22 protein-coding genes and 1 riboswitch are annotated in these 25,299 nt (G+C 68.5%); of the genes, 14 read left to right on the forward strand and 8 right to left on the reverse strand.

What is annotated here, in order from left to right:
• Positions 1-14 precede the first annotated feature (14 nt).
• The 4 genes from RHA1_RS24170 to RHA1_RS24185 are packed head-to-tail and all read left to right on the forward strand — an operon-like array spanning position 15 to position 4,181.
• A complete protein-coding gene (locus RHA1_RS24170; protein ID WP_005561798.1) occupies positions 15-1,358 on the forward strand; it encodes an LLM class flavin-dependent oxidoreductase in 1,344 nt (447 codons plus the stop codon).
• Entirely contained in the window at positions 1,355-2,581 is a 1,227-nt protein-coding gene (locus RHA1_RS24175) for an MFS transporter (RefSeq protein ID WP_016883866.1), read from the forward strand. The genes RHA1_RS24170 and RHA1_RS24175 overlap by 4 nt, the downstream gene beginning before the upstream one ends.
• Before the next feature lie 13 nt (positions 2,582-2,594).
• Positions 2,595-3,584, forward strand: coding sequence for an LLM class F420-dependent oxidoreductase (locus RHA1_RS24180; protein WP_011597231.1), 990 nt, complete (start codon positions 2,595-2,597; stop codon positions 3,582-3,584).
• A 36-nt stretch (positions 3,585-3,620) separates the two neighbouring features.
• Entirely contained in the window at positions 3,621-4,181 is a 561-nt protein-coding gene (locus RHA1_RS24185; protein ID WP_011597232.1) for a GNAT family N-acetyltransferase, read from the forward strand.
• A gap of 7 nt (positions 4,182-4,188) precedes the next feature.
• Here RHA1_RS24185 and RHA1_RS24190 read toward each other — a convergent pair whose 3' ends face one another.
• Together RHA1_RS24190 and RHA1_RS24195 are read right to left on the reverse strand one after the other, a co-directional pair.
• The gene (locus RHA1_RS24190; RefSeq protein ID WP_011597233.1) at positions 4,189-4,857 is read right to left on the reverse strand and encodes a DUF3239 domain-containing protein; all 669 of its coding nucleotides are present in this window, start codon (positions 4,855-4,857) and stop codon (positions 4,189-4,191) included.
• 37 nt (positions 4,858-4,894) lie between these two features.
• Positions 4,895-6,574, reverse strand: a complete 1,680-nt coding sequence (locus RHA1_RS24195; protein WP_009477999.1) for a DNA repair helicase XPB — start codon at positions 6,572-6,574, stop codon at positions 4,895-4,897.
• 174 nt (positions 6,575-6,748) lie between these two features.
• On the opposite strand from RHA1_RS24195, the gene RHA1_RS24200 reads away from it, so the two are divergent.
• The 8 genes from RHA1_RS24200 to RHA1_RS24235 all read left to right on the forward strand — a co-directional run bounded on the left by RHA1_RS24200 (position 6,749) and on the right by RHA1_RS24235 (position 18,613).
• Positions 6,749-7,492: an LppU/SCO3897 family protein gene (locus RHA1_RS24200; protein ID WP_011597235.1), complete on the forward strand. Its 744-nt coding sequence runs from the start codon at positions 6,749-6,751 to the stop codon at positions 7,490-7,492.
• Between the two features lie 147 nt (positions 7,493-7,639).
• The gene (locus RHA1_RS24205) at positions 7,640-8,851 is read left to right on the forward strand and encodes an ROK family transcriptional regulator (RefSeq protein ID WP_050787369.1); all 1,212 of its coding nucleotides are present in this window, start codon (positions 7,640-7,642) and stop codon (positions 8,849-8,851) included.
• Positions 8,852-9,141: 290 nt separating this feature from the next.
• Positions 9,142-10,209 carry an ABC transporter substrate-binding protein gene (locus RHA1_RS24210; RefSeq protein ID WP_009478002.1) on the forward strand — a complete coding sequence of 356 codons (1,068 nt, stop codon included), beginning with the start codon at positions 9,142-9,144 and terminating at the stop codon, positions 10,207-10,209.
• Entirely contained in the window at positions 10,206-11,063 is an 858-nt protein-coding gene (locus tag RHA1_RS24215; RefSeq protein WP_009478003.1) for an ABC transporter permease, read from the forward strand. Before RHA1_RS24210 ends, RHA1_RS24215 begins: the two co-directional genes overlap by 4 nt.
• On the forward strand, positions 11,039-11,773 hold the full coding sequence (locus RHA1_RS24220; RefSeq protein ID WP_011597237.1) for an ABC transporter ATP-binding protein: 735 nt from the start codon (positions 11,039-11,041) through the stop codon (positions 11,771-11,773). The genes RHA1_RS24215 and RHA1_RS24220 overlap by 25 nt, the downstream gene beginning before the upstream one ends.
• Positions 11,774-11,785: 12 nt before the next feature.
• Positions 11,786-13,147, forward strand: coding sequence for an LLM class flavin-dependent oxidoreductase (locus RHA1_RS24225; RefSeq protein ID WP_009478005.1), 1,362 nt, complete (start codon positions 11,786-11,788; stop codon positions 13,145-13,147).
• A complete protein-coding gene (locus tag RHA1_RS24230; RefSeq protein ID WP_011597238.1) occupies positions 13,144-16,980 on the forward strand; it encodes an ABC transporter ATP-binding protein in 3,837 nt (1,278 codons plus the stop codon). The genes RHA1_RS24225 and RHA1_RS24230 overlap by 4 nt, the downstream gene beginning before the upstream one ends.
• A 1-nt stretch (position 16,981) precedes the next feature.
• Positions 16,982-18,613: a transposase gene (locus RHA1_RS24235; protein WP_011596515.1), complete on the forward strand. Its 1,632-nt coding sequence runs from the start codon at positions 16,982-16,984 to the stop codon at positions 18,611-18,613.
• 126 nt (positions 18,614-18,739) lie between these two features.
• Here RHA1_RS24235 and RHA1_RS24240 read toward each other — a convergent pair whose 3' ends face one another.
• Entirely contained in the window at positions 18,740-19,723 is a 984-nt protein-coding gene (locus RHA1_RS24240; protein WP_011597239.1) for an alpha/beta hydrolase, read from the reverse strand.
• A gap of 146 nt (positions 19,724-19,869) precedes the next feature.
• A complete protein-coding gene (locus tag RHA1_RS24245; protein WP_011597240.1) occupies positions 19,870-22,188 on the reverse strand; it encodes a helicase-associated domain-containing protein in 2,319 nt (772 codons plus the stop codon).
• Between the two features lie 60 nt (positions 22,189-22,248).
• Here RHA1_RS24245 and RHA1_RS24250 point away from each other — a divergent pair, with 60 nt between their 5' ends.
• Positions 22,249-22,437, forward strand: coding sequence for a hypothetical protein (locus tag RHA1_RS24250; RefSeq protein WP_025431899.1), 189 nt, complete (start codon positions 22,249-22,251; stop codon positions 22,435-22,437).
• A gap of 66 nt (positions 22,438-22,503) precedes the next feature.
• On the opposite strand, the gene RHA1_RS24255 is transcribed toward RHA1_RS24250, so the two are convergent.
• From RHA1_RS24255 to RHA1_RS24265, 3 genes are all read right to left on the reverse strand, one after another.
• Positions 22,504-23,085, reverse strand: coding sequence for a transglycosylase family protein (locus RHA1_RS24255; RefSeq protein WP_009478009.1), 582 nt, complete (start codon positions 23,083-23,085; stop codon positions 22,504-22,506).
• A gap of 8 nt (positions 23,086-23,093) precedes the next feature.
• Positions 23,094-23,307: riboswitch (cyclic di-AMP (ydaO/yuaA leader) on the reverse strand.
• 234 nt (positions 23,308-23,541) lie between these two features.
• Complete coding sequence (locus tag RHA1_RS24260; RefSeq protein ID WP_009478010.1) at positions 23,542-23,919, reverse strand: YccF domain-containing protein; 378 nt, start codon at positions 23,917-23,919, stop codon at positions 23,542-23,544.
• A gap of 30 nt (positions 23,920-23,949) precedes the next feature.
• The gene (locus tag RHA1_RS24265) at positions 23,950-24,189 is read right to left on the reverse strand and encodes a hypothetical protein (protein WP_009478011.1); all 240 of its coding nucleotides are present in this window, start codon (positions 24,187-24,189) and stop codon (positions 23,950-23,952) included.
• A 153-nt stretch (positions 24,190-24,342) separates the two neighbouring features.
• Here RHA1_RS24265 and RHA1_RS24270 point away from each other — a divergent pair, with 153 nt between their 5' ends.
• The gene (locus tag RHA1_RS24270) at positions 24,343-24,753 is read left to right on the forward strand and encodes a cold-shock protein (RefSeq protein ID WP_005255275.1); all 411 of its coding nucleotides are present in this window, start codon (positions 24,343-24,345) and stop codon (positions 24,751-24,753) included.
• Between the two features lie 60 nt (positions 24,754-24,813).
• On the opposite strand, the gene RHA1_RS24275 is transcribed toward RHA1_RS24270, so the two are convergent.
• The gene (locus RHA1_RS24275; RefSeq protein WP_011597241.1) at positions 24,814-25,299 is read right to left on the reverse strand and encodes a DUF2771 domain-containing protein; all 486 of its coding nucleotides are present in this window, start codon (positions 25,297-25,299) and stop codon (positions 24,814-24,816) included.

The following is a 25,299-nucleotide window of genomic DNA, read 5'->3' on the forward strand; positions in this document are numbered from 1 at the left end:
AAAAGAAACTCCACATGTCACAGGATTCCCAGTTCCACCTCAACGCGTTTCTCATGGGTGTGGGACATCACGAGGCGGCGTGGCGCCATCCTCGTACCGAGGCGCACCGCGTTCTGGACGTCGCCCACTTCCAGGAACTCGGCCGGATCGCGGAGCGGGGCAAGCTCGACTCGGTGTTCTTCGCCGACGGCCTCGCCGTCGGACCGCGGATCAAGCACAACACACAGGCGATCTTCGAGCCCGTCACGTTGCTGTCGGCGATCGCCGTCGCCACCGAACACGTGGGGCTGATCGCCACGGCGTCCACGAGTTACTCCGACCCGTACAACCTGGCACGCAAGTTCACGTCGCTCGACCACATCAGCGGCGGCCGGGCGGGGTGGAACATCGTGACCTCGGCCGGTGCGGACGAGGCTGCGAACTTCGGCGTCGACGGCATCCCCGCACACAGCGGACGGTACGAGCGCGCAGAGGAATTCGTCGACGTCACGCTCGCCCTGTGGGACAGCTGGGAGGACGGCGCGGTGGTGCTCGACCCGGAGACCGGCGTGTTCGCCGACCCCGGCAAGGTTCACACCATCGACCACGACGGACCACGGTTCCGGGTCAAGGGCCCGCTCAACTCGCCGCGCTCCGCCCAGGGGCGGCCGCTGCTGGTGCAGGCCGGATCGTCCGAGAGCGGCAAGGAGTTCGCCGCCCGGTACGCCGAGGCCGTGTTCACCGCGCAGCGCACCCTGGAACAGGGGCAGGAGTTCTACCGCGACCTCGAGGCGCGTGTCGTCAAGCACGGCCGCAATGCCGGCGACCTGAAGGTGCTGCCCGGCATCGTGCCGTTCATCGCGGACACCGAGGAGGAGGCGAAGGCGCTCGAGCAGTCGTTCACCGACCTGATCTCGCCCGAGTACTCGCTGCGGCAGCTGTCCACGATGCTCGGTGTCGACCTCACCAAGCATTCCCTGGATGCCCCGCTTCCGCCGCTTCCTCCGCTGGACGAGATCCAGGGCAACAAGAGCCGCTACCAGCTGGTGAAGGATCTCGCGGCGGACGGTTCGCTGACCGTCCGGCAACTGATCGGGCTGCTCGGCGGCGGACGCGGGCACCGCACGTTCGCCGGAACCCCCGAACAGGTGGCCGACGAGCTGCAGACGTGGTTCGAGCAGGGCGCGGCCGACGGTTTCAACATCATGCCGCCCTACCTGCCCGGCGGACTGGACGACTTCGTCGACCGTGTCGTCCCGATCCTGCAGCAGCGCGGACTGTTCCGGACGGAGTACACCGCGACCACCCTGCGCGGTCACTACGGTCTCACGGACGTCGGTAACCGGTTCGCGGGCGCGGTCGACGAAGCGAGCGCATGAGCGGCGAGACCGGTCTGAAACCTCTCGTCACCACCGTCTTCGTCCCCGCCGCGATCTTCGGCATCGGCCAGGGGGCCGCAGCCCCGGTCATGGCACTGACAGCCCGCGAACTGGGCGCGTCCGTGGCCGTGTCCGGGCTGATCGTCGCGGTCGTCGGGCTCGGCGCCGTCCTCGGCGACCTGCCCGCAGGCCGGATCGTCGCCAGGTTCGGGGAGCGGCGGTCCATCATCGGCGGCAGTACCGTCGGCGCCGCCGGAGTGCTGGTCTGTCTGCTCGCGCAGACACCCTGGATGCTGGGCGTGGGGGCACTGCTGACCGGGCTCGCGAACGCCGTGTGGGGGCTGGCCCGCCAGAGCTACCTGGCCGACGCCGTGCCGATCGGGCTGCGTGCCCGGGCGATGTCGTCGTTCGCGGCGATGTGGCGGCTCGGCTTCTTCGTGGGACCGCTGCTCGGCGCCGCCGTGATCCTGGTGGTCGGCGCCCGGGGCGGATTCATGGTGCAGTTCGTCGGCGTCGTGCTGTCCGGGTGGCTGATGTCGAGGGTCCCCGACCCGCCGAGGCGCCACGCAGGCACCGCCGGTACCCACGCGACGCTGCCGTCGATTCTGCGCCGGCACCGGAAGCTGCTGGCCACGCTCGGCGCCGGGTCGCTCCTCATGGGTGCGGCCCGCGCCTCGCGGGAGGCGGTGCTGCCGCTGTGGGCTGCCCACCTCGGACTCGACGCCGCCCAGGTCAGCCTCGTCTTCGGAGTCGGAGCGGCCGTCGATCTGCTGTGCTCGTATCCGGCCGGACACTTCATGGACCGGTACGGACGCCGGTTCATCGCGGTGCCCTCGCTTGTGGTGATCGGGGCGTCCTACCTGGCGTTGCCGTTCTCGCACGACCTCCTGTCGATCGGGGTCGTCGCCGTCGTGATGGGCATCGGCAACGGGCTCGGCAACGGCGTCATCATGACGCTCGGCGCCGACATCGCCCCACCGGCGACGCGCGCCGAATTCCTCGCTGCCTGGCGGCTCACCCACGACACCGGCATGTTCGCCGGACCCTTCGGCGTCGGCGCGCTCGCCGCGGTGGTCCCGCTCGGGGCTGCCGTCGCCGCGATCGGGGGAGCGGCGCTGGTCGGCGCAGGTCTCCTGTTCCGGTTCATCCCGGTCTATTCCCCGTGGCCACCGCCGACCGCGTCGGAGCCCGGGTCCTCACCGCTCGAAAAACAGGAAGCATAGGTACATTCGTTTCATGCGCTTCGGATTGTTCGTTCCTCAAGGTTGGCGTCTGGATCTCGTCGGAATCGATCCCTCGGATCAGTGGTCGGTGATGCGCGACTTCGCGTTGCGCGCCGATCAGGGTTCGTCCTGGGATTCGCTGTGGGTCTACGACCACTTCCACACCGTCCCGGCACCGACCGAGGAGGCCACGCACGAGGCGTGGACCCTCATGTCCGCGTTCGCGGCGGTCACCTCACGGGTGCGTCTCGGCCAGATGTGTACGGCGATGAGCTACCGCAACCCGGCCTACCTCGCGAAGGTCGCCGCCACCACCGACCTCATCTCGGGCGGACGCGTCGAGATGGGTATCGGCGGCGGCTGGTACGAGCACGAGTGGCAGGCGTACGGATACGGATTCCCCTCTGCCGGTGTGCGTCTCGGCCGCCTCGACGAGGGCGTGCAGATCATGCGTCAGGCCTGGACCAACGGCATCGCGACCCTCGAAGGCAAGCACTACCAGGTCGACGGGGCCATCGTCCGCCCACTTCCGTTGCAGGAAGGCGGCATCCCGCTGTGGATCGCCGGTGGCGGCGAGAAGGTGACGCTGAAGATCGCGGCAAAGTACGCGCAGTACACCAACTTCGACGGCACACCCGAGGGCTTCGCGCAGAAGTCCGAGATCCTGCGGAAGCACTGCGACACCGTCGGTACCGACTTCGACGCCATCACCCGCTCGGCCAACTACAACGTCGCGATCGGCACCACCGAGGCGGAGGTCGAGCAGCGGTTGCTCACCCTGAAGGACCGCCTCACCCCCCACGTCGGTGCCGACGCCGCCGAGGGTGCCCTGGGAGCCTTCCGCGGAATGCCCGGTGTGGGAACGCCGGAGCAGATCGTCGAGAAACTGTCGGGGCTGAAGGCGCAGGGCATGTCCTACGGCATCTTCTACTTCCCGGAAGCCGCGTACGACACGTCGGGCATCGAACTGTTCGAGAAGGAGGTTCTGCCCGCGCTGCGTTGATCAGCAGGCCGCCTCACCGGGCATAGAGTGGCGGGCATGTTCGTCGTCACCCTCGCCGCCGACACACTGTGGTTGAGCCCGCCGGTCGTCACCGACGTCGACGAGATCTGCGCGGCGTGCAGCGACGCGTCGATCGCCGAGTGGACGACGATGCCCGCGCCGTACACAAGCTCGGACGCCGAGCAGTTCGTGCGGCAGACGGTGCCCTCCGGGTGGGCCGATCGCAGTCCCACCTGGGCGCTGCGCGAACGCGAGGACGGTCCCGTGCTGGGGATGATCGGTCTGATGGCGCGGGACGTGACGGCGGCGGAGATCGGATACTGGCTGTCGCCGGCGGCACGGTCGCGGGGCCTCATGACGACCGCGGTGAACCTGGTGTGCGATTTCGCGTTTCGGCCGGACGGCATGGGGCTCGAACGCATCGAATGGCGCGCGTTCGTCGGCAACGTCGACTCGGCGGCGGTCGCCCGCCGGGTCGGCTTCCGGTTCGAGGGCGTCCAGCGCGCCGGACTCGTGCAGCGCGGCGTCCGGCGTGATTCCTGGGTGGCCGCCCTGCTCGCCGGCGACCCCCGGCAGCAGGCCGAAGGCTGGCCCTAGCGGCCGATCAGCGCAGGCCCTCCGGAAGGTCGTGCTCGGACACCGCGACCCGCTGGTCGGGGCTGGTCCGGATGTGCTCGGACTCGGGGATCCGGCTCTGCAGGAAATCCCACTCGACCTGATCGATGGCGTCCTCCGCGCGGGAACGCACCGTCGCGTCGCGGGTGCCCCACGCGATCGGCATCGGGCTGACCATCTCCCACATGTCGGCGTCGTTGTGGGTGCTGCGGTCGTTCAGGAGTGCGACGGACGGCACCCTGTCGCCCACCCGCTGATTCTGACCGGTCCGGATCGGAACGTTGCGGGTGACGAGGGCGTACGACGCCCGGCCCGCGGAGGGCTTCGCGACGTCGATCAGCGACAGCAGGGTGACCGCGCGGGGATGGACCTCCGAGACGACCGCAGGCACCAGCGGGCTCTTCGCGTACAACTCCTCGATGCTGCCGACTTTCTTCGGCACCCAGAACGCCACCCACACCGACGTCAGCGCGGCGATCGCCACGACGACACCGAGGATGATCGACCAGGGGTGGGCGAGCAGGATCAGACCGGCAGCGGCGGCCGCGAACAGCAGCGCCACCACGATCGCCGACACCTGCAGGCGTCGCATGTCGGCGAACGTCTGGTTGACAGACTTCGCGTAGGCCCGGTCGACGGTGAACTCGAAATGTCGCACGGCCCCAGCTTAGAGCTCCCGGTCCGGTGGCAGGCGGTCACCCGATGGCCGGGCCCAGCAGATCGTCCGCGTCGGTGATCCGGTACGCGTACCCCTGCTCGGCGAGGAAGCGCTGCCGGTGGGCGGCGTACTCGGCGTCGAGCGTGTCGCGTGCCACCACCGAGTAGAAGTGGGCCTGGCCGCCGTCGTGCTTGGGTCGCAGCAGGCGGCCCAGTCGCTGAGCCTCCTCCTGGCGGGAACCGAACGTGCCCGAAACCTGGACGGCGACAGACGCTTCCGGCAGGTCGATCGAGAAGTTCGCGACCTTGCTGACGACCAGCGTCTGGATCTCGCCCGCCCGGAAACGGTCGAACAGTTCCTCGCGCTCCTTGTTCTTGGTCGACCCCTTGATGACCGGGGCGTTCAACGCCTCACCCAGTTCGTCGAGCTGGTCGAGGTACGCGCCGATGATCAACGTCGGTGCGTCGGTATGCCGTTCCAGGATCGACTTCACCACCGCGATCTTGGTGTGCGCGGTGGAACACAGCTTGTACCGCTCGTCGGGTTCGGCGACGGCGTACGACATCCGTTCGGCGTCCGTCAGCGTCACCCGCACCTCGACGCAGTCGGCGGGCGCGATCCACCCCTGCGCCTCGATGTCCTTCCACGGTGCGTCGTACCGCTTGGGTCCGATCAGCGAGAACACGTCGCCCTCACGGCCGTCCTCGCGCACCAGGGTGGCGGTGAGGCCGAGGCGTCGACGGGACTGCAGGTCGGCGGTCATGCGGAACACCGGGGCGGGCAGGAGGTGCACCTCGTCGTAGATCACAAGACCCCAGTCGCGGGAATCGAAGAGCTCCAGATGCTTGTATTCGCCCTTGGTGCGCCGGGTGATCACCTGGTACGTGGCGATCGTGACCGGACGGATCTCCTTGCGCTCGCCCGAGTACTCGCCGATCTCCTCCTCGGTGAGCGACGTGCGCGCGATCAGCTCACGCTTCCACTGCCGTCCCGCGACCGTGTTCGTCACCAGGATCAACGTGGTGGCCTTCGCCTTGGCCATCGCCGCCGCACCGACCATCGTCTTACCCGCACCACAGGGCAGGACGACGACACCGGACCCGCCCGCCCAGAACGAGTCGGCGGCCATCTCCTGATAGTCGCGCAGGTGCCACGTGCCGTCCGCGGACCCGGGGGACGTGCCGTCGAAGTCCAGGTCGATGGCGTGCGCCTCGCCGTCCACGTACCCGGCGAGGTCCTCCGCCGGCCAGCCGACCTTGAGCAGCAACTGCTTGAGACGGCCGCGCTCGCTCGGGTGGACCACGACCGTGTCGTCGTCGACGCGCGCACCGAGCATCGGGGCGATCTTCTTGTGCCGGGTCACCTCGGTGAGGACCGCGCGGTCCAGGCTGACCAGCGTCAGACCATGGGCCGGGTTCTTCACCAGCTGCAGGCGCCCGTACCGGGCCATCGTGTCGACGATGTCGACCAGCAACGGCTGAGGCACCGCGTACCGGGAGAAGTTGACCAGCGCATCGACCACCTGCTCGGCGTCGTGTCCGGCGGCGCGCGCGTTCCACAGGGCCAGCGGGGTGATCCGGTAGGTGTGGACGTGTTCGGGCGCGCGCTCGAGTTCCGCGAACGGCGCGATCGCCTGGCGGGCGTCGTTCGCGCGTTCATGATCGACCTCCAACAGCAGGGTCTTGTCGGATTGGACGATCAACGGTCCGTCGGTCACGGAAGCCTCCTCGAAAATGCGGTGCCGGATGTAGCCAGCCTGTCCATTGTCCTGATCTGAGCGACACCGCGCCACGTCGCGGCCTCCGACGCGGCCCGATACCTGCACATCCGGGGCGGTCGGGGCCTAAATTGAGGGACAGCCGGATGGATCGACCCAGAGACGAGGCTCGCGATGACCCAGCCCCCCGACGACCCCAACCGTCCCGATCCGAACATCCCCGGCGAACCGCCGAACAACCCGCAGCAACCGTACCCGCAGGGCGGGCCGCAGCAGCCGTACCAGCAGGGCCAGTACCCCCAGCAGCCGTACCCGCAGGGGCAGTACGCCCAGCAACCCGGCCAGTACCCGCCCGGCCAGTACGGGCAGCAGCCCGGCCAGTACCCGCCGCCGAAGAAATCGCGGAAGGGGCTGTTCATCACTCTCGGCGTCGTCGCCGTCGTGATCCTCGCCGCTATCGCCGCGTTCGCTGTGTTCGCCGTGAAGAGCGCCGACAAGAATGCTCTCGACGTCGGCGACTGCCTCTTCTTCGAGTCCGCGTCGACGACCGCGGCCGACACCTCGCACGAGAAGCGGGACTGCTCCGACAGCGAGGCCACGTACGAGGTGGCGCAGAAGAACGACGGCGACGTCCAGTGCGCGGAGGACTACTTCTCGTACACCCTCGTGAGCGAGGACGAAGACGTGCAGACCACGCTCTGCCTCGTTCCGAACATGCTCGAGGACTCCTGCTACCTGCTCGAGGACGACGGCCGGATCGTGCCGTCCGACTGCACCGAGGCGCAGACCGTGAAGGTCGTCAGACGTGCGGACGGCGAGAACGACGAAACCCTGTGCAACGAGTTCGACAGCGCATTCCCCATCGCGTTCTCCGAACCCGAGCGCACGTACTGCATCGAGGTCAATCTGGGCGGCTAGCCCCAGTGAGTACTTATTAACCGCGGGACGTCAACAAGTACTCACGGGGAGTTAAATTCACGGGAATCGAGTCCGTTGAACTGCACGTTCCCCTTCGTTAGCGTTCGAGATCAATCGAAATCACTGCGCGCGGGGAAGGTGGGAACGATGGCGCGAACCCAGCCCGACACCCGGCGTGGTGCCGGCCGTTCCGGCGCCAGCGCGGGCACGGTGCTGCGCACCGTCCTCGACCGTGGGCCGATCGCGCGCAGCACGATCGCGCGGGGCACCGGGCTCTCACCCGCGACGGTGACCACCGCCAGTGCGCAACTCGTCGAACGCGGCCTGCTGCGGGAACTGCCGGAGATCTCGGGTCCCACCGGTCTGGGACGGCCACACGTCCCGGTGGACCTCGACGACACCCGCTTCGTCGTCTACGGCATCCACCTGGCGATGACCCACGTGACCACCGCGTTGCTCGACCTGCGTGGGCAGGTGGTGGCCCGATCCCGTGATCCACATTTCGGGCTCGGACCGGCCGAGATCCTGCGGAACGCCGTGACGACCCTCGAGGCGCTGGCCGCCCGGCACGGTGACGTGTCTGTCCCGATCGGCGTCGGTTTCGCGGCCGGCGGCTGGATCGACTCGGAATCGGGTGTGGTGCGTGAGCATCCGATCCCCGGGTGGAACGGATACCCGGTCCGGGCGGATCTCGAGCACCGCACGGGTCTGGACGTCCGGATGGATTCGCACGCGCGGGCCCTCATCGACGCGGAGGTGTTGTTCGGGGAGCCGAGGGCGCGAGACAGTGTGGTGCAGCTCTTCGTCGGGAACGTGGTGGACGCCGCGTTCGCGACCGGAGGCGTGGTCCACCACGGCCCGCGCGCGGCGGCAGGCGCGGTGGCGCACGTGCCCGTCGAGAACAGTGTCGAGGAGTGCGCCTGCGGGCGTACCGGATGCGTGCAGGCCACCCTGTCGGATCGGGTGCTGGTGCGCAGGGCGATGCAGCTCGGCACCATCGAGCGGCCGATCTTCGGCGACCTTCTCGACGCGGGTCGACGTCGGCAGCCGGCGGCACTGGCACTGTTCGAGGAACGGGCGCACGGCGTCGGGGTGGTGGCAGCCCGGCTGCTCGATCTGTTCAATCCGGAGGTCCTGATCGTCTGCGACCAAGGCGTGAGCCAGATTCCGGGTACTCTCGACACGGTTCGGCGAGCAGTCGGGGAGTCGTCGGCGACGTGTGACGACCCGTCGCAGTCGGTGTTGTCCACCAGTTTCCCCGGGCGGGCACTGCCGGTATCCGCCGGTTCCGTGATCCTCGCGGAGCTCTACCGGGCGCCTCTCACCAGCTTCGTGCGGCCGTTGGCCGGCATATCGTGACATGTATCACACATCCGGAGTTAATTCGGTGGGAAGCAATGTTGACGTCTATTACGCTGGATCGCAAGGATATTGGTGTGAACACCACCATGGCGGACAGTGTGCGTACAACCTCGTGTCGCTCCGAGTCCTGTTGTCGCCGCACGCGACCGGGTCGCATCTGACGTCTCCGCGCTGACTTCGGCGGACGCTCGAAATACCTTTCCGTTCTTCCTTTCTCGCTCCTCTGTGGCACTCGACGAACTGTCCGATGTGCCCGACCGGAGATCACATCCTTCGAAGGATCAATCATGTCCAGTTCACTCGTGTCTTCCGCCGGGTATCGGCGCCTCACGCGCGCCGCCTTCGCCGGCGTCGTGGCGCTCGGGCTCGCGTCCTGCTCGTCCGGTCCCTCCGGCGGGTTGTCTCTCGATGATGCTGTACCCGATCAGGTTCCGGACGGAACCTCGCTCAGCGTGTCGATAAAGACCACCCGGCTTCAACTCGAGGCGACCGACCAGCTCGCGGACCTCCCGTTCACCGTGTCGGACTGGCCGGACGTCAGTGCCGGTCCCGACGTGATCCAGGCCTTCCGGGGCAACGCGGTCGATCTGGCCACCAACGCCGCGATCCCGCCGATCCAGGCGCACGCCACCGGGCTCGACGCGAAGATCGTCGCGGTCCGGGAGAAGGAACAGCCGCAGTACCTGCTGGCCACCGCTCCCGGCTCGGACATCACGGAACTGCCGGACCTGCGGGGCAAAAAGATCGCGTTCTCACCCGGGCAGGCGCAGGGTGTCGTGATCCTGCGAACGCTGAAGGCACAGGGTCTGACCACCAAGGACGTCCAGCTCGTCGAGCTCCCCAGCCCGCAGTTCCTCACCGCGCTGCAGTCGAAGCAAGTGGACATCGCGCCGCTGTCGGAGCCGACGGTGACGAAGTACCTGAACCAGTACGGGCCGGACGGAGCCAAGGCGCTGGCTACCGACGCCGTGGACGCGCTCACCGTGCTCTGGGCACCGGTGGAAGTCCTCCAGGACCCGGCCAAGGCCGCGGCGATCAAGGCGTTCATTCCGTTCTGGGCTCGCGGGGAGGTCTGGGCGTGGGAGAACCAGGACGCCTGGATCCAGAAGTACTACGTGGAGAGCGAACAGGTATCGGCCGAGGACGGTAAGCGCATCGTCGCCTCCGTCGGGCAGCGTCCGGTCTACCCGGCCAACTGGGACGCCGCCGTCGAATGGACGCAGGACACCGTCCAATTGCTGTCCGATGCAGGGTACTTCAGTGAGTTCGATGCCGACGAGTTGTTCGACCGGCGATTCGAGACGATCGCCGCCGACGCTGTTCCGGCCGAGTACCGGGGCGGTGTGCAGCGATGACCAGCACTCTCTCCGCGCCCGCACCGGCACGCAGTGTCGCCCCCGAGGCCCCGAGGCTCGGCGTCGCCGATCGGCAGATCCGCCGACTCGGGCTGCGCAAGGCGTTTCCGTTCTCCCGGCTGGCCGGTGTCCTGCTCCTCCTCGCGGTGTGGGCAGTGGGAAGTCTCACCGGCTTCATCGACGCACGAAAGCTGTCCGCGCCGTGGACCGTGGTCACCACGGCCGTCGAGCTGATCTCCACCGGCATCCTGCAGGAACACGTCCTCGCGTCGTTGAGCCGTGCCGCCATCGGTTTCGCGTTCGGTGTGGTGATCGGGACGGCCCTGGCCGTCGTCGCCGGTCTGACGCGTTCCGGTGACGCCCTGATCGACGGGCCGATCCAGCTCAAACGCGCCATCCCGACGCTCGGCCTCATCCCGCTGCTGATCCTCTGGCTCGGCATCGGCGAGACGTTCAAGATCGTGATCATCGCGCTCGGTGTCGTCGTCCACATGTACATCCAGACGCACAATTCGTTGACGTCGATCGACAACCGGTACGTCGAACTCGCCGAGGTCCTCGGGTTGTCCCGGGCCACGTTCATCCGCAAGGTCGTACTGCCGGGTGCGATGCCGGGATTCTTTCTGGGACTGCGCCTCTCGGTCACCGGCGCCTGGCTCACCCTCATCGTCGTCGAGGGAATCAACGCGGTGACCGGTTTGGGAAAGATGATGTACAACGCGCAGAACTACGGACAGTCCGACGTGATTCTCGTGGGGCTCGCGGTCTACGGCATCTTCGGTCTCCTGTCCGACTCCGTCCTCCGCTACATCGAAAGGCGGTCCCTGTCATGGCGCAAGACGCTCGCCGGCTAGAACCCGCCGCCGTGCAGGTGCGATCCCTCGTCCGCGGATTCGGCGACAAGACCGTCCTCGACCGCCTGGACCTCGACATTCCCGAAGGCCAGTTCGTGGCCCTGCTCGGAAAGAGCGGGTCCGGCAAGAGCACGCTGCTCCGCGCGCTCGCCGGCCTCGACTACGACGTCGAGGGCCGCGGCGGAACCCTCACCGTGCCCGAGGAGGTGTCGGTGGCATTCCAGGACTCACGGCTGCTGCCGTGGCTGAAGGTGCTGGACAACGTGACGCTCGGACTGGGCCGCACCGGCACGAGCAGGGGAGCGGCGGCGCTCGCGGAGGTCGGGCTCGCGGGCCGGGAGAAGGCGTGGCCCAGCGAACTGTCCGGCGGTGAACAGCAACGGGTGGCGCTGGCCCGAGCGTTGGTCCGCGAGCCCCGACTGTTCCTGGCCGACGAGCCCTTCGGCGCTCTCGACGCGCTGACCCGGATCAAGATGCACGCCCTCCTACAGGAGTTGATCCGTCGCCACCGCCCGACCGTCCTGCTCGTCACACACGACGTCGACGAAGCGATCGCGCTCGCCGACCGGGTACTCGTTCTCGATCGCGGGCAGATCGTCGTCGACGAGATCATCGACATCCCGAAGCCGAGAGCGCTCGGCGACAGCAAGTTCCACGAGTTTCGCACCACGCTGCTCGGCGCCCTCGGCGTCGAGGTAGCGGCACAGTAAGGGAGTTTCACCATGAGTTCGTCACCCCAGCGCCGGCTGCATCTCAACGCATTCCTGATGGCGATCGGACACCACGAGGCCGCCTGGCGCCTACCCGAGAGCGATCCGAACGCCAATCTCGATATCAAGCACTACATTTCGTTGGCGCAGACCGCCGAACGCGGAAAGTTCGACTCGGTGTTCCTCGCCGACAGCCCGGTGCTGTTCAGCAATCCGGAACGCAGGCCGAGCGGCAAGCTGGAGCCGACGATCATCCTGACGGCGATCTCCGCGGCCACCGAGAAGATCGGCCTGATCGCGACCGCGTCGACCAGCTACAACGAGCCGTACAACCTGGCGCGGCGGTTCGCGTCCCTCGACTTCGTCAGCGGTGGACGCGCCGGCTGGAACATCGTCACCACGGCCGGCGCCGATGCGGCACAGAACTTCGGTCTCGACGACACCCCCGCGCACCGGAGCCGGTACGAGCGGGCAGCGGAATTCGTGGAGGTGTCCACCAAGCTGTGGGACAGCTGGGAGGACGACGCCATCGTCGCGGACAAGGACGTCGCGATCCATGCCGACTCCGCCAAGGTGCACGTCATCGAACACGAGGGCCGGTTCTTCAAGGTGCGGGGACCCCTCAACGTGCCGCGGTCGCCGCAGGGATATCCGCTGCTCGTGCAGGCCGGGTCGTCCGAGGACGGGAAGGATTTCGCCGCCAGGTACTCGGAGGCCATCTTCACCGCCCAACCCACCCTCGACGAGGGGAAGGCGTTCTACGCGGACGTCAAGGACCGTGTCGCGAAAGTGGGCCGGGACCCCGAGCAGGTGCTGATCCTGCCCGGCATCGTGCCGGTCATCGCTGACACCGAAGAGGAGGCCCGCGAACTCGAGGCGGAACTGGAGAGGTTGATCTCGCCGGAATACGCCCGCAAGCAGCTGGCGCAGCGGTTCAATCTCGAACCGGAGCAGCTCCCGCTCGACGAGGAACTTCCCGAGGACTTGCCGTCCGAGGACGAGATCGAGGGTGCGAAGAGCCGGTACACGCTGATCGTGGACCTCGCCCGCCGCGAGAAGCTCACCGTCCGGCAGCTGATCGGGCGACTCGGTGGTGGTCGCGGTCACCGCACGTTCGCGGGCACCCCGCTCCAGGTGGCCGACACGATCGAATACTGGTTCAAAAACGGCGCCGCCGACGGATTCAACATCATGCCCGCGGTCCTTCCGTCCGGGCTGGAGAAGTTCGTCGACTCCGTGGTTCCGATTCTGCAGGAACGCGGACTCTTCCGCACCGACTACACCGAGTCCACACTGCGCGGGCACTACGGATTGCCGCGGCCCGCCAATCAGTTTGCGGTCGAGAAGGATTCCACGCTGGTGTCTGCGCAGTGACGACGGAAGTTTCGGGGGAGAACGTCGGCTGGCTGCGGTACCTGTTCGGGTACTGTCTGCGCCAACGCCGCAATCTCGTTCTCGCGTACGGGGCGGCGGCGGTGGCGGCCGCCGCCACCGCCACCATCCCGCTGGCCGTCCGGCACGTGATCGACAACGCCGCGGTCGACACGAATCATGCACTGGCGCCGTGGATCGCGGTGCTCATCGCCCTCGCATCGCTCCGTTTCGCCGCCGCGTACACGCGTCGGTACCGCTCCGGGCAGCTGTCCCTCGGAGTGCAGTACGACCTGCGGGGCGACGCCTTCCGGTCCCTGCTGCGGCTGGACGGCGTCAAGCAGGACGGACTGCAGACCGGGCAGGTGGTCAGCCGGTCGATCTCGGATATCACGCTGATCCAGATGCTCCTGCAGTTACTGCCGCACATGGCAGGGAACCTGCTGATGTTCGCGATCTCCCTGGCCGTGATGGCCGTGCTGTCGCCGATCCTCACCCTGGTCGCTCTCGTCGTCCTGCCTGCGTTGTGGTTCATCTCGATGCGCAGCCGCGTCGACCTGTTCCCCGCCAACTGGCATGCCCAGGAACAGGCGGCGATCGTGGCCGGGGGAGTCGAAGCCGCCGTCACGGGGGTGCGCGTCGTCAAGGGATTCGGCCAGGAAGACCGCGAACTCGAAGACCTCGAGAAGCGGGCAGGGGACCTCTTCCGTTCCCGGCTGCGCGTCGCACGGCTGACCAGCCGGTACAACCCTGCACTGCAGGCGGTCCCGATGCTCGGGCAGGCGCTCGTCCTGGCACTCGGAGGATGGCTGGCGCTGCACGGCACGCTGTCGCTCGGCACGTTCGTCGCCTTCACCACGTATCTGGCGTCGTTCGCCTCGCCCGTGCGTCAGCTCGCCACGCTGCTGACCGTGAGCCAACAGGGCCGGGCCAGCGTCGAGCGTGTCCGCGAGGTGATCGACAACGCCCCGGCCGTCACGACCCCACCCGGCGCCGTGGACTTGCCGGGCGGGCCCCTCGAAGTGGTGTTCGACGACGTGGCGTTCGGATACGACCCGTCGAATCGCCTCCTCGACGGACTGTCCCTGCGGATCGCACCCGGGGAGACGGTGGCGGTGGTCGGCGCCGCCGGATCGGGGAAATCGACTCTGGCCATGCTCGTTCCGCGGTTGTACGACGTCGACGCGGGTGCGGTCACCGTCGGGGGGATCGACACCCGTCGGCTGTCGCTCGGCTCGCTGCGCTCCGCGCTCGGCGTCGTCTTCGAAGACAGCTACCTCATGTCCGAAACCATCCGCGCCAACGTGTCCTACGGCCGGCCGGATGCCGACGAGGCACTGGTGCGTGAGGCGCTCCGCGTGGTGCAGGCGGAGGAATTCGTCGACGCACTGCCGGACGGCCTCGACACCGTCGTGGGGGAGCAGGGGGTGACGTTGTCGGGTGGGCAGCGGCAGCGGATCGCCCTCGCCCGGGCATTGGTGACCGATCCGCGGATCCTGGTGCTCGACGACGCGACATCGGCGGTCGACGCCCGCGTCGAGGCCGCCATCCACCACGAACTGAGCGTCGCGACCAGCGAGCGGACCACGCTGATCATTGCGCATCGCCGGTCGACGCTCGCGTTGGCCGACCGCATCGCGGTCCTGGCGCACGGGCGCATCGTCGATGTGGGCACGAGTGCCGAACTCGACGAAAGGTGCCCCCTGTTCCGCGCCCTGCTGTCGAGCGCGGACGACGTGACCGCTCCGGACAGGTCGAACGAGCCGCCGGACGTCGACGGTGTCACCGCCGAACTGTGGCGCCGGGAAGACGGCGACGAGGCATCCGGGGTGTTCGATGCCAGAGCCGCAGCGGCTTTCGCGACCGCGGCCGCGGGTGCCAGTGGACCCTCACGCGGAGGCGCGTCGGGCGGAATCCTCTCGTCGGCGCCGCCCAGCCCCGAAGTCATGGCTCGGCTCGACGACCTGCCGCCACTCACGGGAGATCCCGACGTCGCCGCGGACGAGGCCCGGGCCGCCGACCCGGCGTTCGGACTCCGCTCACTGCTGCGGCCGCTCCTCCTGCCGCTGGTCGCCGGCTTGGCGCTCGTCGGGCTGGACGCCGTCGCGCAGATCGCGGTGCCGGTCCTCGTCCGTACCGGGGTGGATCGGGGAGTGCTGCAAGGCGCCCGCGACCTGCTGCTGCTCGCGGCGGCCGCGACCATTCTGGTGGTGCTGCTGGACTGGGCCGTCAACATCGCCCAGGCGCGGGTGACCGGGCGGACAGGCGAACGGCTGCTGTACACGTTGCGGGTCAAGACGTTCGCGCAGCTGCAGCGGCTCGGGTTGCAGTACTACGAGCGAGAACTGGCAGGCCGGATCATGACACGCATGACCACCGATGTCGACAGCCTGTCCAACTTCCTGCAGACAGGTCTGGCGACGGCGGTGGTGAGCGCGCTGACGATCTCCGGTGTGCTGGTGGCACTCCTGGTGATCGACGCGGAACTGGCCCTCGTGCTGGTCCTCGTGGTGCCCGTCCTCGTCGCGGCCACGGTGGTGTTCCGCCGAAAGTCCGTGCCCGCCTATGCCGAGGCCCGCGATCGCGTCGGGATCGTCAACGCCTACCTGCAGGAGAACGTGACGAATATCCGCGTCACCCAGGCATTTCGGCGCGAGAACTACAACGCGGCCCAGTTCGCCCGTCGGGCCTGGGACTTCCGTGAGTCGCGGCTACGGGCTCAGCGGTACATGGCCCTGTACTTTCCGTTCGTCGAGTTCCTGTCGGTGGTCGCGACCGGGCTGGTGCTCGCGGCAGGGACGGCGCGGATCCACGGCGGAACCCTCACCGTCGGCACCCTGATCGCCTTCGTGCTCTACGTCGAACTGTTCTTCGCTCCCGTACAACAGCTTTCACAGGTGTTCGACGGCTACCAGCAGGCCGTGATCGGACTCGGTCGACTGCGGGGGCTGATGAGGACGCCGACCACCACGCCGCAGGCAGGCGATCCGATCGTCCTCGACCGCCTCCAGGGCGGCATCGTGTTCGACGAGGTCCACTTCGCGTACGAATCCGGCAAGGGAGAGGCGCTGCGGGGAATCGCGCTTCGCATCGAACCGGGCGAGACGGTCGCCCTCGTCGGTCAGACCGGCGCGGGCAAGTCGACCGTGCTCAAGCTGCTCGCTCGGTTCTACGACCCCACGCAGGGTGCGGTACGCGTCGACGGCATCGACACCCGGTCGCTCGACCTCGCGTCGTTCCGGCAGCGACTCGGTGTCGTTCCGCAGGAGCCGCACCTGTTCGGCGCCACCGTCCGCGACGCCGTCGCCTACGGGCGCCCGGATGCGACCGACGCGGAGGTCGAGGCCGCCAGCCGTGCCGTCGGTGCCCACGAGATGGTGTCCGGGCTCGCCCTCGGATACCTGCAGCCGATCGGGGAGCACGGGCGCAACCTGTCGGCCGGACAACGCCAGTTGCTGGCACTCGCCCGCGCCGAACTGGTGGACCCCGACATCCTGTTGCTGGACGAGGCCACGGCGTCACTGGACCTGGCCACCGAGGACCGCGTCCGGCTCGCGACCGAGAACCTGTCCCGGCGGCGCACCACCGTCGTCGTGGCGCACCGATTGAGCACCGCGGCGCGAGCCGACCGGGTGGTGGTCCTCGACGGCGGGCAGGTCGCGGAAGTCGGAACACACGACGAGCTGCTCGACCGGGGTGGTGTCTACCGGGAACTCTGGTACGCCTATGCGGCTTCGCCGCCCGTGAGTACTTATCAACCGCCGGGGGGCTGTTTCAAATTTCCGGGTCGGGGTGTCCGCGTGCCGCGGCGCCCCGACCTGATGTTTCTTGGATAATGTGTTGGTGGCCAAGGGGTATCGACCGGTGAATCGTGATCAGCAGTTTTTGTTGCCACCGGACATGCGGGAGTGGGTGCCGCCCACGCATCCGGTGTGGACGGTGATCGAGATCGTCGACACCCATCTCGACACCAGCGCCTTTCACGGCTCTCGCCGCACCGGAGGCGCCGGGCGCGCCGGGTACGACCCGGACATGCTGGTGACCCTGCTGATCTGGGCGTGGTCGCGGGGGGTGCGGTCGTCGCGGCAGATCGAGCGGGCCTGCTCGGAGGTGGTGTCCTACCGGGTGATCTGCGCCGGCGACACCCCCGATCACGTGACGATCTCACGGTTCCGCAAGGACAACCACACCGCCTGCGAGGCCCTGTTCACGCAGGTCCTGATCCTGGCCGCACGGTTGGGTCTGGGCCGACTCGAGACGATCGCGTTGGACGGGGTGAAGATCGCCTCGAACGCATCGAAGGACGCCAACCGCACCGAGGACGGGCTGCGCCGGGCAGCCGAGGCCGAGGCCGCGCGGATCGCCGCCGCCGCGGTGGCCGCGCACGCCGCCACCGATGACGCCGAGGACGACCTCTACGGCGAGGACGATTCGGGCCCGGGACAGGTGCCGGCGGAGTTGGCCGATCCCAGCACCCGCTCGGCCCGGATCGCCGAGGCATTGGCCCAGCTCGACGCGGAGAAGGACGCCGAACAGTGCGAGCGGGAGGGGAAAGCACAGGACTATCTGGCCCGGCTCGACGCGGGCCAGACGGTGATGGGCCGGGTGCCGGTCGGGGCCGAGGTCGCCGCCGCCGAGCGGCGTCTGGCCGAGGCGGTCGCCGCCCAGCAGGCGGTGATCGAGCGGTTCCAGGGTGGCACCGCGGCCGGGGGCGGGGGCACCCGGTTCGCACCGAAGCCGGTCGACGAGCACCACCTGGTCCGGCGCCGGCGCACCGAACTCGACACCGCCCTCCGCAAACAGGGTGAGCGCGCCGCCGCCGCCGGGCAGCGGCGCCGCAACACCACCGACCCCGACTCGCGGTTGCAGCCGCTGCGCGGCGGCGGCTGGGTGCAGGGCTACAACTGCCAGGCCTTCACCAGCGAGGACGGGTTGATCCTGGCCACCGGGGTCGGGACCGGCCCGGCGGACTACGACTATTTCCCCGAGATGGTCGACAAGGCCGGGGCGGCCGCGCACCTGATCGACGCCACCCGACGTGGGAAGGAACCGACCGGCACGAGCCCGGAGGAGCTGATCGGGGTGATGCTCTTCGACGCCGGCTACTGCTCCCGCGAGAACCTCACCGCGCCGGGCCCGGACCGGTTGATCGCCACCGGCAAATCCCGTCACCTCGAGGCCGCCGCCACCGCTGATCCGGTCACCGGACCGCCACCGCCGCAAGCGGATCCGATCCAGGCCATGACCCACCGGCTGCGCACCGAGGCCGGTATCGCCACCTACCGCAAACGCTCACCCATCGCCGAAACCGTGTTCGGGCACGCCAAACACAACCTCGGATTCCGCCGCTTCACCAGCCGCGGCCTCGACCGCGCCCGCAGCGAATGGGCGTTCCACGCCACCGTGCACAACCTCGGCAAGATCCTCACCCACCTGACCGGAGGCACCCCGCTCCCGGCCACCCCCTGACCCGGCGGGGGCCACCCCGCACCGGCACCCACCGCGGCACGAGACACCCGCACCCGGACCGCCCTCACTCAATTCCGCAACAGCCCCCCGGACGTTAATAAGTACTCACGGGGCCGGAGGCCATGCTCAGGCGCCGATCGACGCCTTCATCATCGGCAGCATGGCCCACAGCTGGTCCTGCCAGTAGCCCCAGCTGTGGGTTCCCGTCGCCGGAAAGTCGTAGTGCGCGCCGATGCCGAGGGTGTCGAGCCGCACCTGGAAGGCACGGTTCTGGGCCAGCGCGATCGCCTCGAGGCCCATGCCGGTTCCGACGTTGAAGACGTCGATGGCGGACTGCGGCTGATCGTGCGGGCCGGGGAGGCCTGCGCCCGCCGAGATCCACATCGGAAGCCCGCGGAGCAGCGGGGCGGCGACGAACGGATCGTTGCGGAGCCACGCCGGATCCCACGGCGGACCCCACATGCAGTCGGAGTTGTAGCCGCCGGAGTCGAGCATCGCCAACCGAATCGCCTCACGCATGCCCGGCGCCGACAGGTTCAGATACCCCGACATCGACCCGGCGAACGTGAACTGGTTCCGGTGGTAGGCGGCGAGGATCAACGCCGCGTTGCCGCCCATCGACAGTCCGGCGATCGCGTTGCTGGTGCGGCTGATGCCGTAATTGTTCGCCAGGAAGTCGGGCAGGTTCTGGGTGAGGAACGACTCCCACTTGTACGTGTAGGGCTGACCGTTGGTGTTGCTGGGCGCGTACCAGTCCGTGTAGAAGCTGGACTGTCCGCCGACCGGTTCGACGACGGTGATCCCGTGGTCGGACAGCCACGCGGCGTTGGTCTCGTGCTCCCACCCGCTGACGTCGTTGGTCGCGCGGAGGCCGTCGAGGAGATAGAGGGCCTTGTTGCTGCCGTTGTTCGCGAGCCACATCCGCACCTTGATCTGCCCGACCCCGCCGGGTGCGTCGACCCAGTGCTCACGCAGACGGCTGTACGGGTCCGCGGAGGCCGTCCCGCCGCCGACGAGGACGAACGCCAGCGGCAGGATCACCACGGCAATCATGAGCCGGACGACGCCTTTTATCCAACTTTGTGACGGCTTCGTTGCTGTGACAATCACGGTTCTGCCTCCTGGTAGTCGTCCCCGGCCAGGTACATATCAGCATCACGTTATTGCGCGCCCCGAAATTCCTCGGCGTTTGCGCAGAATCGTTATCTGACCCGTGAGTAGTTGTTAACCGCCCGTGGTTAACAAGTACTCACGGGTCAGTCGACGCGGGCGACGGACGTGATGCGGTGAAGGGTGAACCGCCGGACCGCGCCGCTCGCCGGGTCGAACGCGTCGAGTTGACCGCCGCCGACGCTCACGGGATCGACGATGCGGTGCGTCGCCACGCCCTGCGCGTCGACATAACCGATGGTCACGCTGGTGCGTTCCCGCGCCGCCGCGTTGAGCAGGGCGATGGTCGCGGCGCTGCTGGCCCGCGACCCGTCGGAGCGGATGCTGCCGGATCCCCGGGCCGACGCGGCCAGGTCGCCCGCGCGGAGGGTCCGGACGACCGCGTCGAGTTGGGCGTCCGTGGCGACGGCCGGGGTGCGGCCGGCGGGAGCCTTGCGCCGGGTCACGACCCGGGCGCCGCGGGGACGCAGGTCGACCAGGGCTCCGGACGAGTCCTCGCCTGCGGGCGCGAAACCGGCCGCCCGCAGTTCGCCCAGAACTTCCCGCAGCGGTGCCTGCGACACCGCAACCGTCGGAGCCAACGCGCGCAGGGCCAAAGTTGCAGCCACCGGCGACGCCAGGACCTCCGCGAGCAGGGTGGGGTCCTCGCAGCGGACGAACGACGCCGCGACCCCCGCCCGGAGCCGCCCGTGCCGCCTCGCGACGTCGTCGATCAGATACGACAGCGACTGCGGGACGGGTGTGCGCGACCGGGTCGCGAAGAGGCTGTGCAGTTCGGCCGCCGTCATCCCGACGTCGAGGGCACGCCGGACGCTGTCCTCGCTGATCCGGTACATCGACGCCGCACCGGCGGACTCGATGTCCGCGACCAGGGTGATCTGCTCCAGCAGGTCCGGAGTCAGCGGGCCGGGGGCGACGACGGTGAGGTCGGCCTGGACGAGGACGTGGTCGACGGGTTCGGGCAGCGACGCGTGCATCTCGGCCTCGGCGTCGCCGCCGTGGAGCAGTGCGCGTCCGGGTGAGCTGAGCGCTCCGCGGGCGACGAGTCCGAGCGTCGCGGCCTCGTCGAGGGTGCGTTCGACCGCGTGGACCCGCAACCGGGCACCCCAGCGGGGGCGGCGCCACGCCAGCAGTCGGCTGACCTCCGCCGGATCCGCCGAGTGGCCGCTGCCCAGTTCCGCCAGCAGTCCCAGGATCGCCTGCCGGTCGCGCGGCGCGGACGGCGCGCGCACCTCCTCGGACAGCGCGGCGACCGGTTTGTCGTTGGCATCGCGCATGCCGATGAACCACGCCATGCGCGGAAGTTCCAGCCACGCGGCGGCCAGAGCGTGCCACCGCCGGGCGACCGGCGCGGTGAGCCAGTTGTCGACCGCGGTGGTCGGGGCCCAGTAGTTCTCCCCGCTGTCGGACGTCGGCGCCGGATCCGGGGTGCCGCTCGCGATCAGTCCCGCAGCGGAGAGCAGTTCGACGAGCAGGCTCAGCCGGTTCTCGTCGATGCCGGACGTCTTGGCGATCCGGCGCAGTTCGCGGACACCGAGCCCACCTGCCCGCAGGGCGGGCGCCGGGATCTCGCCGAGAGCCTTGACGACGTCCTCGCAGTGGCGAACCAGTTCCAGCGCCTCACCTGCCGCGGCGGCGTTGATGTCGGTCGGCTTGTGCTTGCGGCCCGTGACGGTGGGAGCGGCCAGCGACGTGGGGTCGAAGACGGCCTCCCCGCGCAGGACCTGCCGCACCTGATAGGGCAGTTCGACGGTTTCGTCGTCGATCCACCGCAGCAGCCCGGCGGCGAGGAGTCGCTGCACGGGACGGTCGGGGGGTGTTCCCGGGGCCGCGTCCCGGGTGCGTCCGATCGAACTCGACTTCGACAGGGTCTCCAGGATGTCCCGCTCGACGCTCTGCAGTCCGGCCAGCGCGGCCGTGATGCCGGGTTCGTCCAGCGTCTCGTCGGGTTCGGCGCTGCGTCCGACCCGCCACGGGATGGTGGCCACGACAGCGGGAACGATGCGCAGCGACGTCTTGTCCCCCCAGACGATCCCCACGGACCGCAGGCCGTCCAGCGTGGCGTCGACGGTCTTCTTCGTCGCCCGCGACCCCACTGCGTCCTGCAGCGTGGCCCGCGGCACGGCGACCTCGTCGGCCCGTTCGAGCGCCAGGAGTTCGAGGATGCCGAAGTCCAGCGACGTCAGGTTGTCGGCCGCGCGGGCCACCGATGCCCGCTGTTCGGCGCGGCCGGCGAGGACGACGATCGTGGCAGGCGGTGGAACCGCCAGGTCGGGGCGCTTGCGGAGCAGATCCGTCAGTTCGGCGTCGCTGCGCGCGGCCAGCCAGTCCGCGAGGGTCGCGGCTCCGCGCGGGGAGGCAGCGGTGCCGTTGGTGCTCGCGGTGGCGTCGTCGGTGTCGGTCATCGACTATCAGATTAGAGACCTGGGCTGTACGTCGCCGAATGCTCCTGTCAAAATGGCACCGTGGCTAACAATTCGAAGAAGCAGTACGTGGATCCAGGGTGGCCCGAAACCGCCGATGGAGATAGCGCCGTGACCGAACTGTCGTCGAGCCGTGCGGGCGGATTGTCCCCGTTCGGCGAGGACACCGAGTTCCCGCTGCCGGCGGACTCGCTGCCGTACGCGCATCCGCACACCGTGATCAACCGCTGACCCGACGACACAAGAGGGGCCCTGCACCGGATCGGTGCAGGGCCCTCTTCTGTGAGTCGCGGGGGATTACTGCGGGAGCAGTCCCTTGTTCGCGTCGATGAGCTGCAGGATCTGGGGATCGATCGCGATGCCCTGAGCCTTGACGGCCTCGATCGCGTTGTCGACGGCACCGGCGTACTGCGACGTGCCGTTGGTGCTGGGGACGCCGCCCGTGAGGTCGGGGAGTGCCGGCGCCGCGGGGGCCTCGGGCACGGTTGCGGGGGCGGTGCGCTGGGTGGGTGCGCTGCTCAGGCCGAGGCTCGAGGAGCAGGACGGCCATGCGCCCCAGCCCTGGGAGTCGAGGACCTTCTCGGCGACGACGATCTGCTCTTCACGCGAGGCCTGGTTGGCGGTGGCCGCGTACTGGGTTCCACCGTGTGCGTTCCAGGTGCTCGGGGAGAACTGGAGTCCGCCCTGGAAGCCGTTTCCGGTGTTGATTCCCCAGTTTCCGCCGGACTCGCACTGCGCGAGGCGGTCCCAGTCGGAGTCGGGTGCCGCGTTCGCGGTGCCCGAGAAGGCTGCTCCGGCGACGCCCATGATGGCGCCGGTGACGGCGACCTTGGCGACGGTGCGGCCGGTGTTGGTGGGCTTGCGATGGCGTCCGCTCATAGTGGTCGAGATCCTCTCCACACGCGCCTGCGAGGTCAGCTGTCGGGTTCGGGCTGAGAGGTCGCCCGGCCTCGCCTCTCCTGGCTGGAGAGGGTCTGGCTTCACCCCAAGATCCGAGTGTGCGAAGCACATTCGGGCCGGTGTCCGTCTGAGAACTTGCGTTCCCTGGAGGACTTTGGGTCCCCCGTCCTCGTCCCTGGAATGCTTCGTCGGGACTCCGGTACCCGCGGGACGAGGTTTGGCGCGGCGGGCCGGATGTGACCGATGTTTCCTCGGCCGGTGACGACGGTAACGGGCCGAGGCCGCAGTGTCACCATTTGATAACGCGGAGTGTCTTCGCCTGTTGCGGGGCCTCATTGGGCGCGCAGGGACTCTTCCCAGCTAGTGGCGACGAGACGTGCGTATCGCCGAGCCGTTGCCCTTCCGTTACCGGGCCGTTATGTGAGGAAGCTCACATCACTGGGGAGCGTCGACGATGTCCTTGCCGAGGGGCATGAGCGAGATGGGGATCATCTTGAGATTTGCGACCGCGAGCGGAATCCCGATGATCGTGATCGCCATGGCGATTGCCGTCACGACGTGCCCGATCGCGAGCCACAGACCGGCGATGACGAACCAGATGACGTTGCCGATCAGCGAGGCGACACCGGCCGTCGGCTTGTCGATGACGGTCTTCCCGAACGGCCACAGCGCGTAGACGCCGACCCGGAACGACGCGATGCCGAACGGGATCGTGATGATCAGGATGCAGCACAGGATTCCGGCGACGAAGTACCCCAGCGCCAGCCACAGACCGCCGAAGATCAGCCAGATGATGTTGAGCAGAATTCTCATGATCGTCCCATCGGTCGGTGGTCGGGTGTGTCAGCGCGAGCGTCTGCCCTGTCTGAGCGCCGCGACGATTCCGAGGAGGAAGCCGATCGGGCACGCGAGGGCGATGAGATAGAGAACGAGGCCCGGTTCGGAATCGGAGAGCACCGGGGTCAGGAAGATCGCCACGATCGCGACGAAGCCGATCGCGAAGAGGGCGAGTGCGACGCGCAGGAGTCCGTCGCTCCTCCGGGGTGTGTGAGGAGTGCTCGGAGGAGTCGGTTCGTGGGCCACACCAGCAACGATAGTGCCTGGAAACCCGGATGTCGGAGGGGGTCTCTGCAAGGTAGACTGTGGGCACTGCGCGTCCCGCACCAGAGGTGGGGCGCGCTGTTTTGCATACCAAGTGCAACCAACTGCACTCCAAGTGATGAGCGGGTGAACGCGGTGCCGACCGGCAAGGTGAAGTGGTACGACGTCGAAAAGGGCTTCGGCTTTCTGTCGCAGGAGGAGGGGGAGGACGTCTACGTGCGTTCGTCCGCTCTTCCCGAGGGCGTCGAGGGCCTCAAGGCCGGCCAGCGCGTCGAGTTCGGCATGGCCGCCGGTCGACGCGGCCCCCAGGCTCTGAGCCTGAAGGTGCTCGACCCGGCGCCGTCGCTGCGTCAAAACGCCGCGCGCAAGGAGCCGTCCGCCAAGAAGCACACGCCGGACGAACTCCACGGCATGGTCGAGGACATGATCACGCTGCTCGAGGCGAAGGTCCAGCCCGATCTGCGCAAGGGCAAGTACCCCGACCGCAAGACCGCCCAGCGCATCTCCGAGGTGGTCCGCGCCGTCGCGCGCGAGCTCGACAGCTGATTCGACGGACAACGAAAAGGCCCCTGCGCTCCGGCGCAGGGGCCTTCTTCGTGTGTCGTGCTAGGCGGTCTTGATCGACCAGGCTGCCCGGGCCTTCGTGAGCCCCTGCTCGTCGATGACGGCGGACGGCAGCTGGATCTCGACGCCTGCCAGCTGCAGGTCTTCCGAGGAGGGCACGGTCACGGCGCGGGTCTCACCGGCGCGGTGGGCCTGTTCCTGGACGACGACCTGTCCCGATGCGTCCTGGTAGACGACGAGCATGCGCCACGGCGCGTCGACGATCTCCTGCGGCAGCGACAGCTGCAGCGAGGAGCCGGGGGGCACGTCGAGCTCGGCGAGGTCACCGGTTGTGCAGTCCTCGAGATACAGGTTGCAGTACGCCAGCGGGGGGATCTGCTCGGCCCGGTTGTGGGCGAAGGCCGTGATCTCGGGCAGGCGGGGCGAGGAGTTGCGGACCAGTGCGTACAGGACTCCGACGAAGGCCACCAGGACCACCATCAGCCCCACTGCAATCAGTGCCAGGATCTTCTTGGTTCGCGCCTGCAT

It is taken from the genome of Rhodococcus jostii RHA1 (genome assembly GCF_000014565.1).
GTDB lineage: Bacteria > Actinomycetota > Actinomycetes > Mycobacteriales > Mycobacteriaceae > Rhodococcus_F > Rhodococcus_F jostii_A.

Bases quoted from the DNA above. Each gene is read 5' to 3' on its own strand.
- RHA1_RS24260 (WP_009478010.1), bottom strand. From the start codon at position 23,919: ATGAGAATTCTGCTCAACATCATCTGGCTGATCTTCGGCGGTCTGTGG.
- RHA1_RS24205 (WP_050787369.1), top strand. From the start codon at position 7,640: ATGGCGCGAACCCAGCCCGACACCCGGCGTGGTGCCGGCCGTTCCGGC.
- RHA1_RS24225 (WP_009478005.1), top strand. From the start codon at position 11,786: ATGAGTTCGTCACCCCAGCGCCGGCTGCATCTCAACGCATTCCTGATG.
- RHA1_RS24185 (WP_011597232.1), top strand. From the start codon at position 3,621: ATGTTCGTCGTCACCCTCGCCGCCGACACACTGTGGTTGAGCCCGCCG.
- RHA1_RS24210 (WP_009478002.1), top strand. From the start codon at position 9,142: ATGTCCAGTTCACTCGTGTCTTCCGCCGGGTATCGGCGCCTCACGCGC.
- RHA1_RS24170 (WP_005561798.1), top strand. From the start codon at position 15: ATGTCACAGGATTCCCAGTTCCACCTCAACGCGTTTCTCATGGGTGTG.
- RHA1_RS24200 (WP_011597235.1), top strand. From the start codon at position 6,749: ATGACCCAGCCCCCCGACGACCCCAACCGTCCCGATCCGAACATCCCC.
- RHA1_RS24275 (WP_011597241.1), bottom strand. From the start codon at position 25,299: ATGCAGGCGCGAACCAAGAAGATCCTGGCACTGATTGCAGTGGGGCTG.
- RHA1_RS24220 (WP_011597237.1), top strand. From the start codon at position 11,039: ATGGCGCAAGACGCTCGCCGGCTAGAACCCGCCGCCGTGCAGGTGCGA.
- RHA1_RS24255 (WP_009478009.1), bottom strand. From the start codon at position 23,085: ATGAGCGGACGCCATCGCAAGCCCACCAACACCGGCCGCACCGTCGCC.
- RHA1_RS24180 (WP_011597231.1), top strand. From the start codon at position 2,595: ATGCGCTTCGGATTGTTCGTTCCTCAAGGTTGGCGTCTGGATCTCGTC.
- RHA1_RS24215 (WP_009478003.1), top strand. From the start codon at position 10,206: ATGACCAGCACTCTCTCCGCGCCCGCACCGGCACGCAGTGTCGCCCCC.
- RHA1_RS24245 (WP_011597240.1), bottom strand. From the start codon at position 22,188: ATGACCGACACCGACGACGCCACCGCGAGCACCAACGGCACCGCTGCC.
- RHA1_RS24175 (WP_016883866.1), top strand. From the start codon at position 1,355: ATGAGCGGCGAGACCGGTCTGAAACCTCTCGTCACCACCGTCTTCGTC.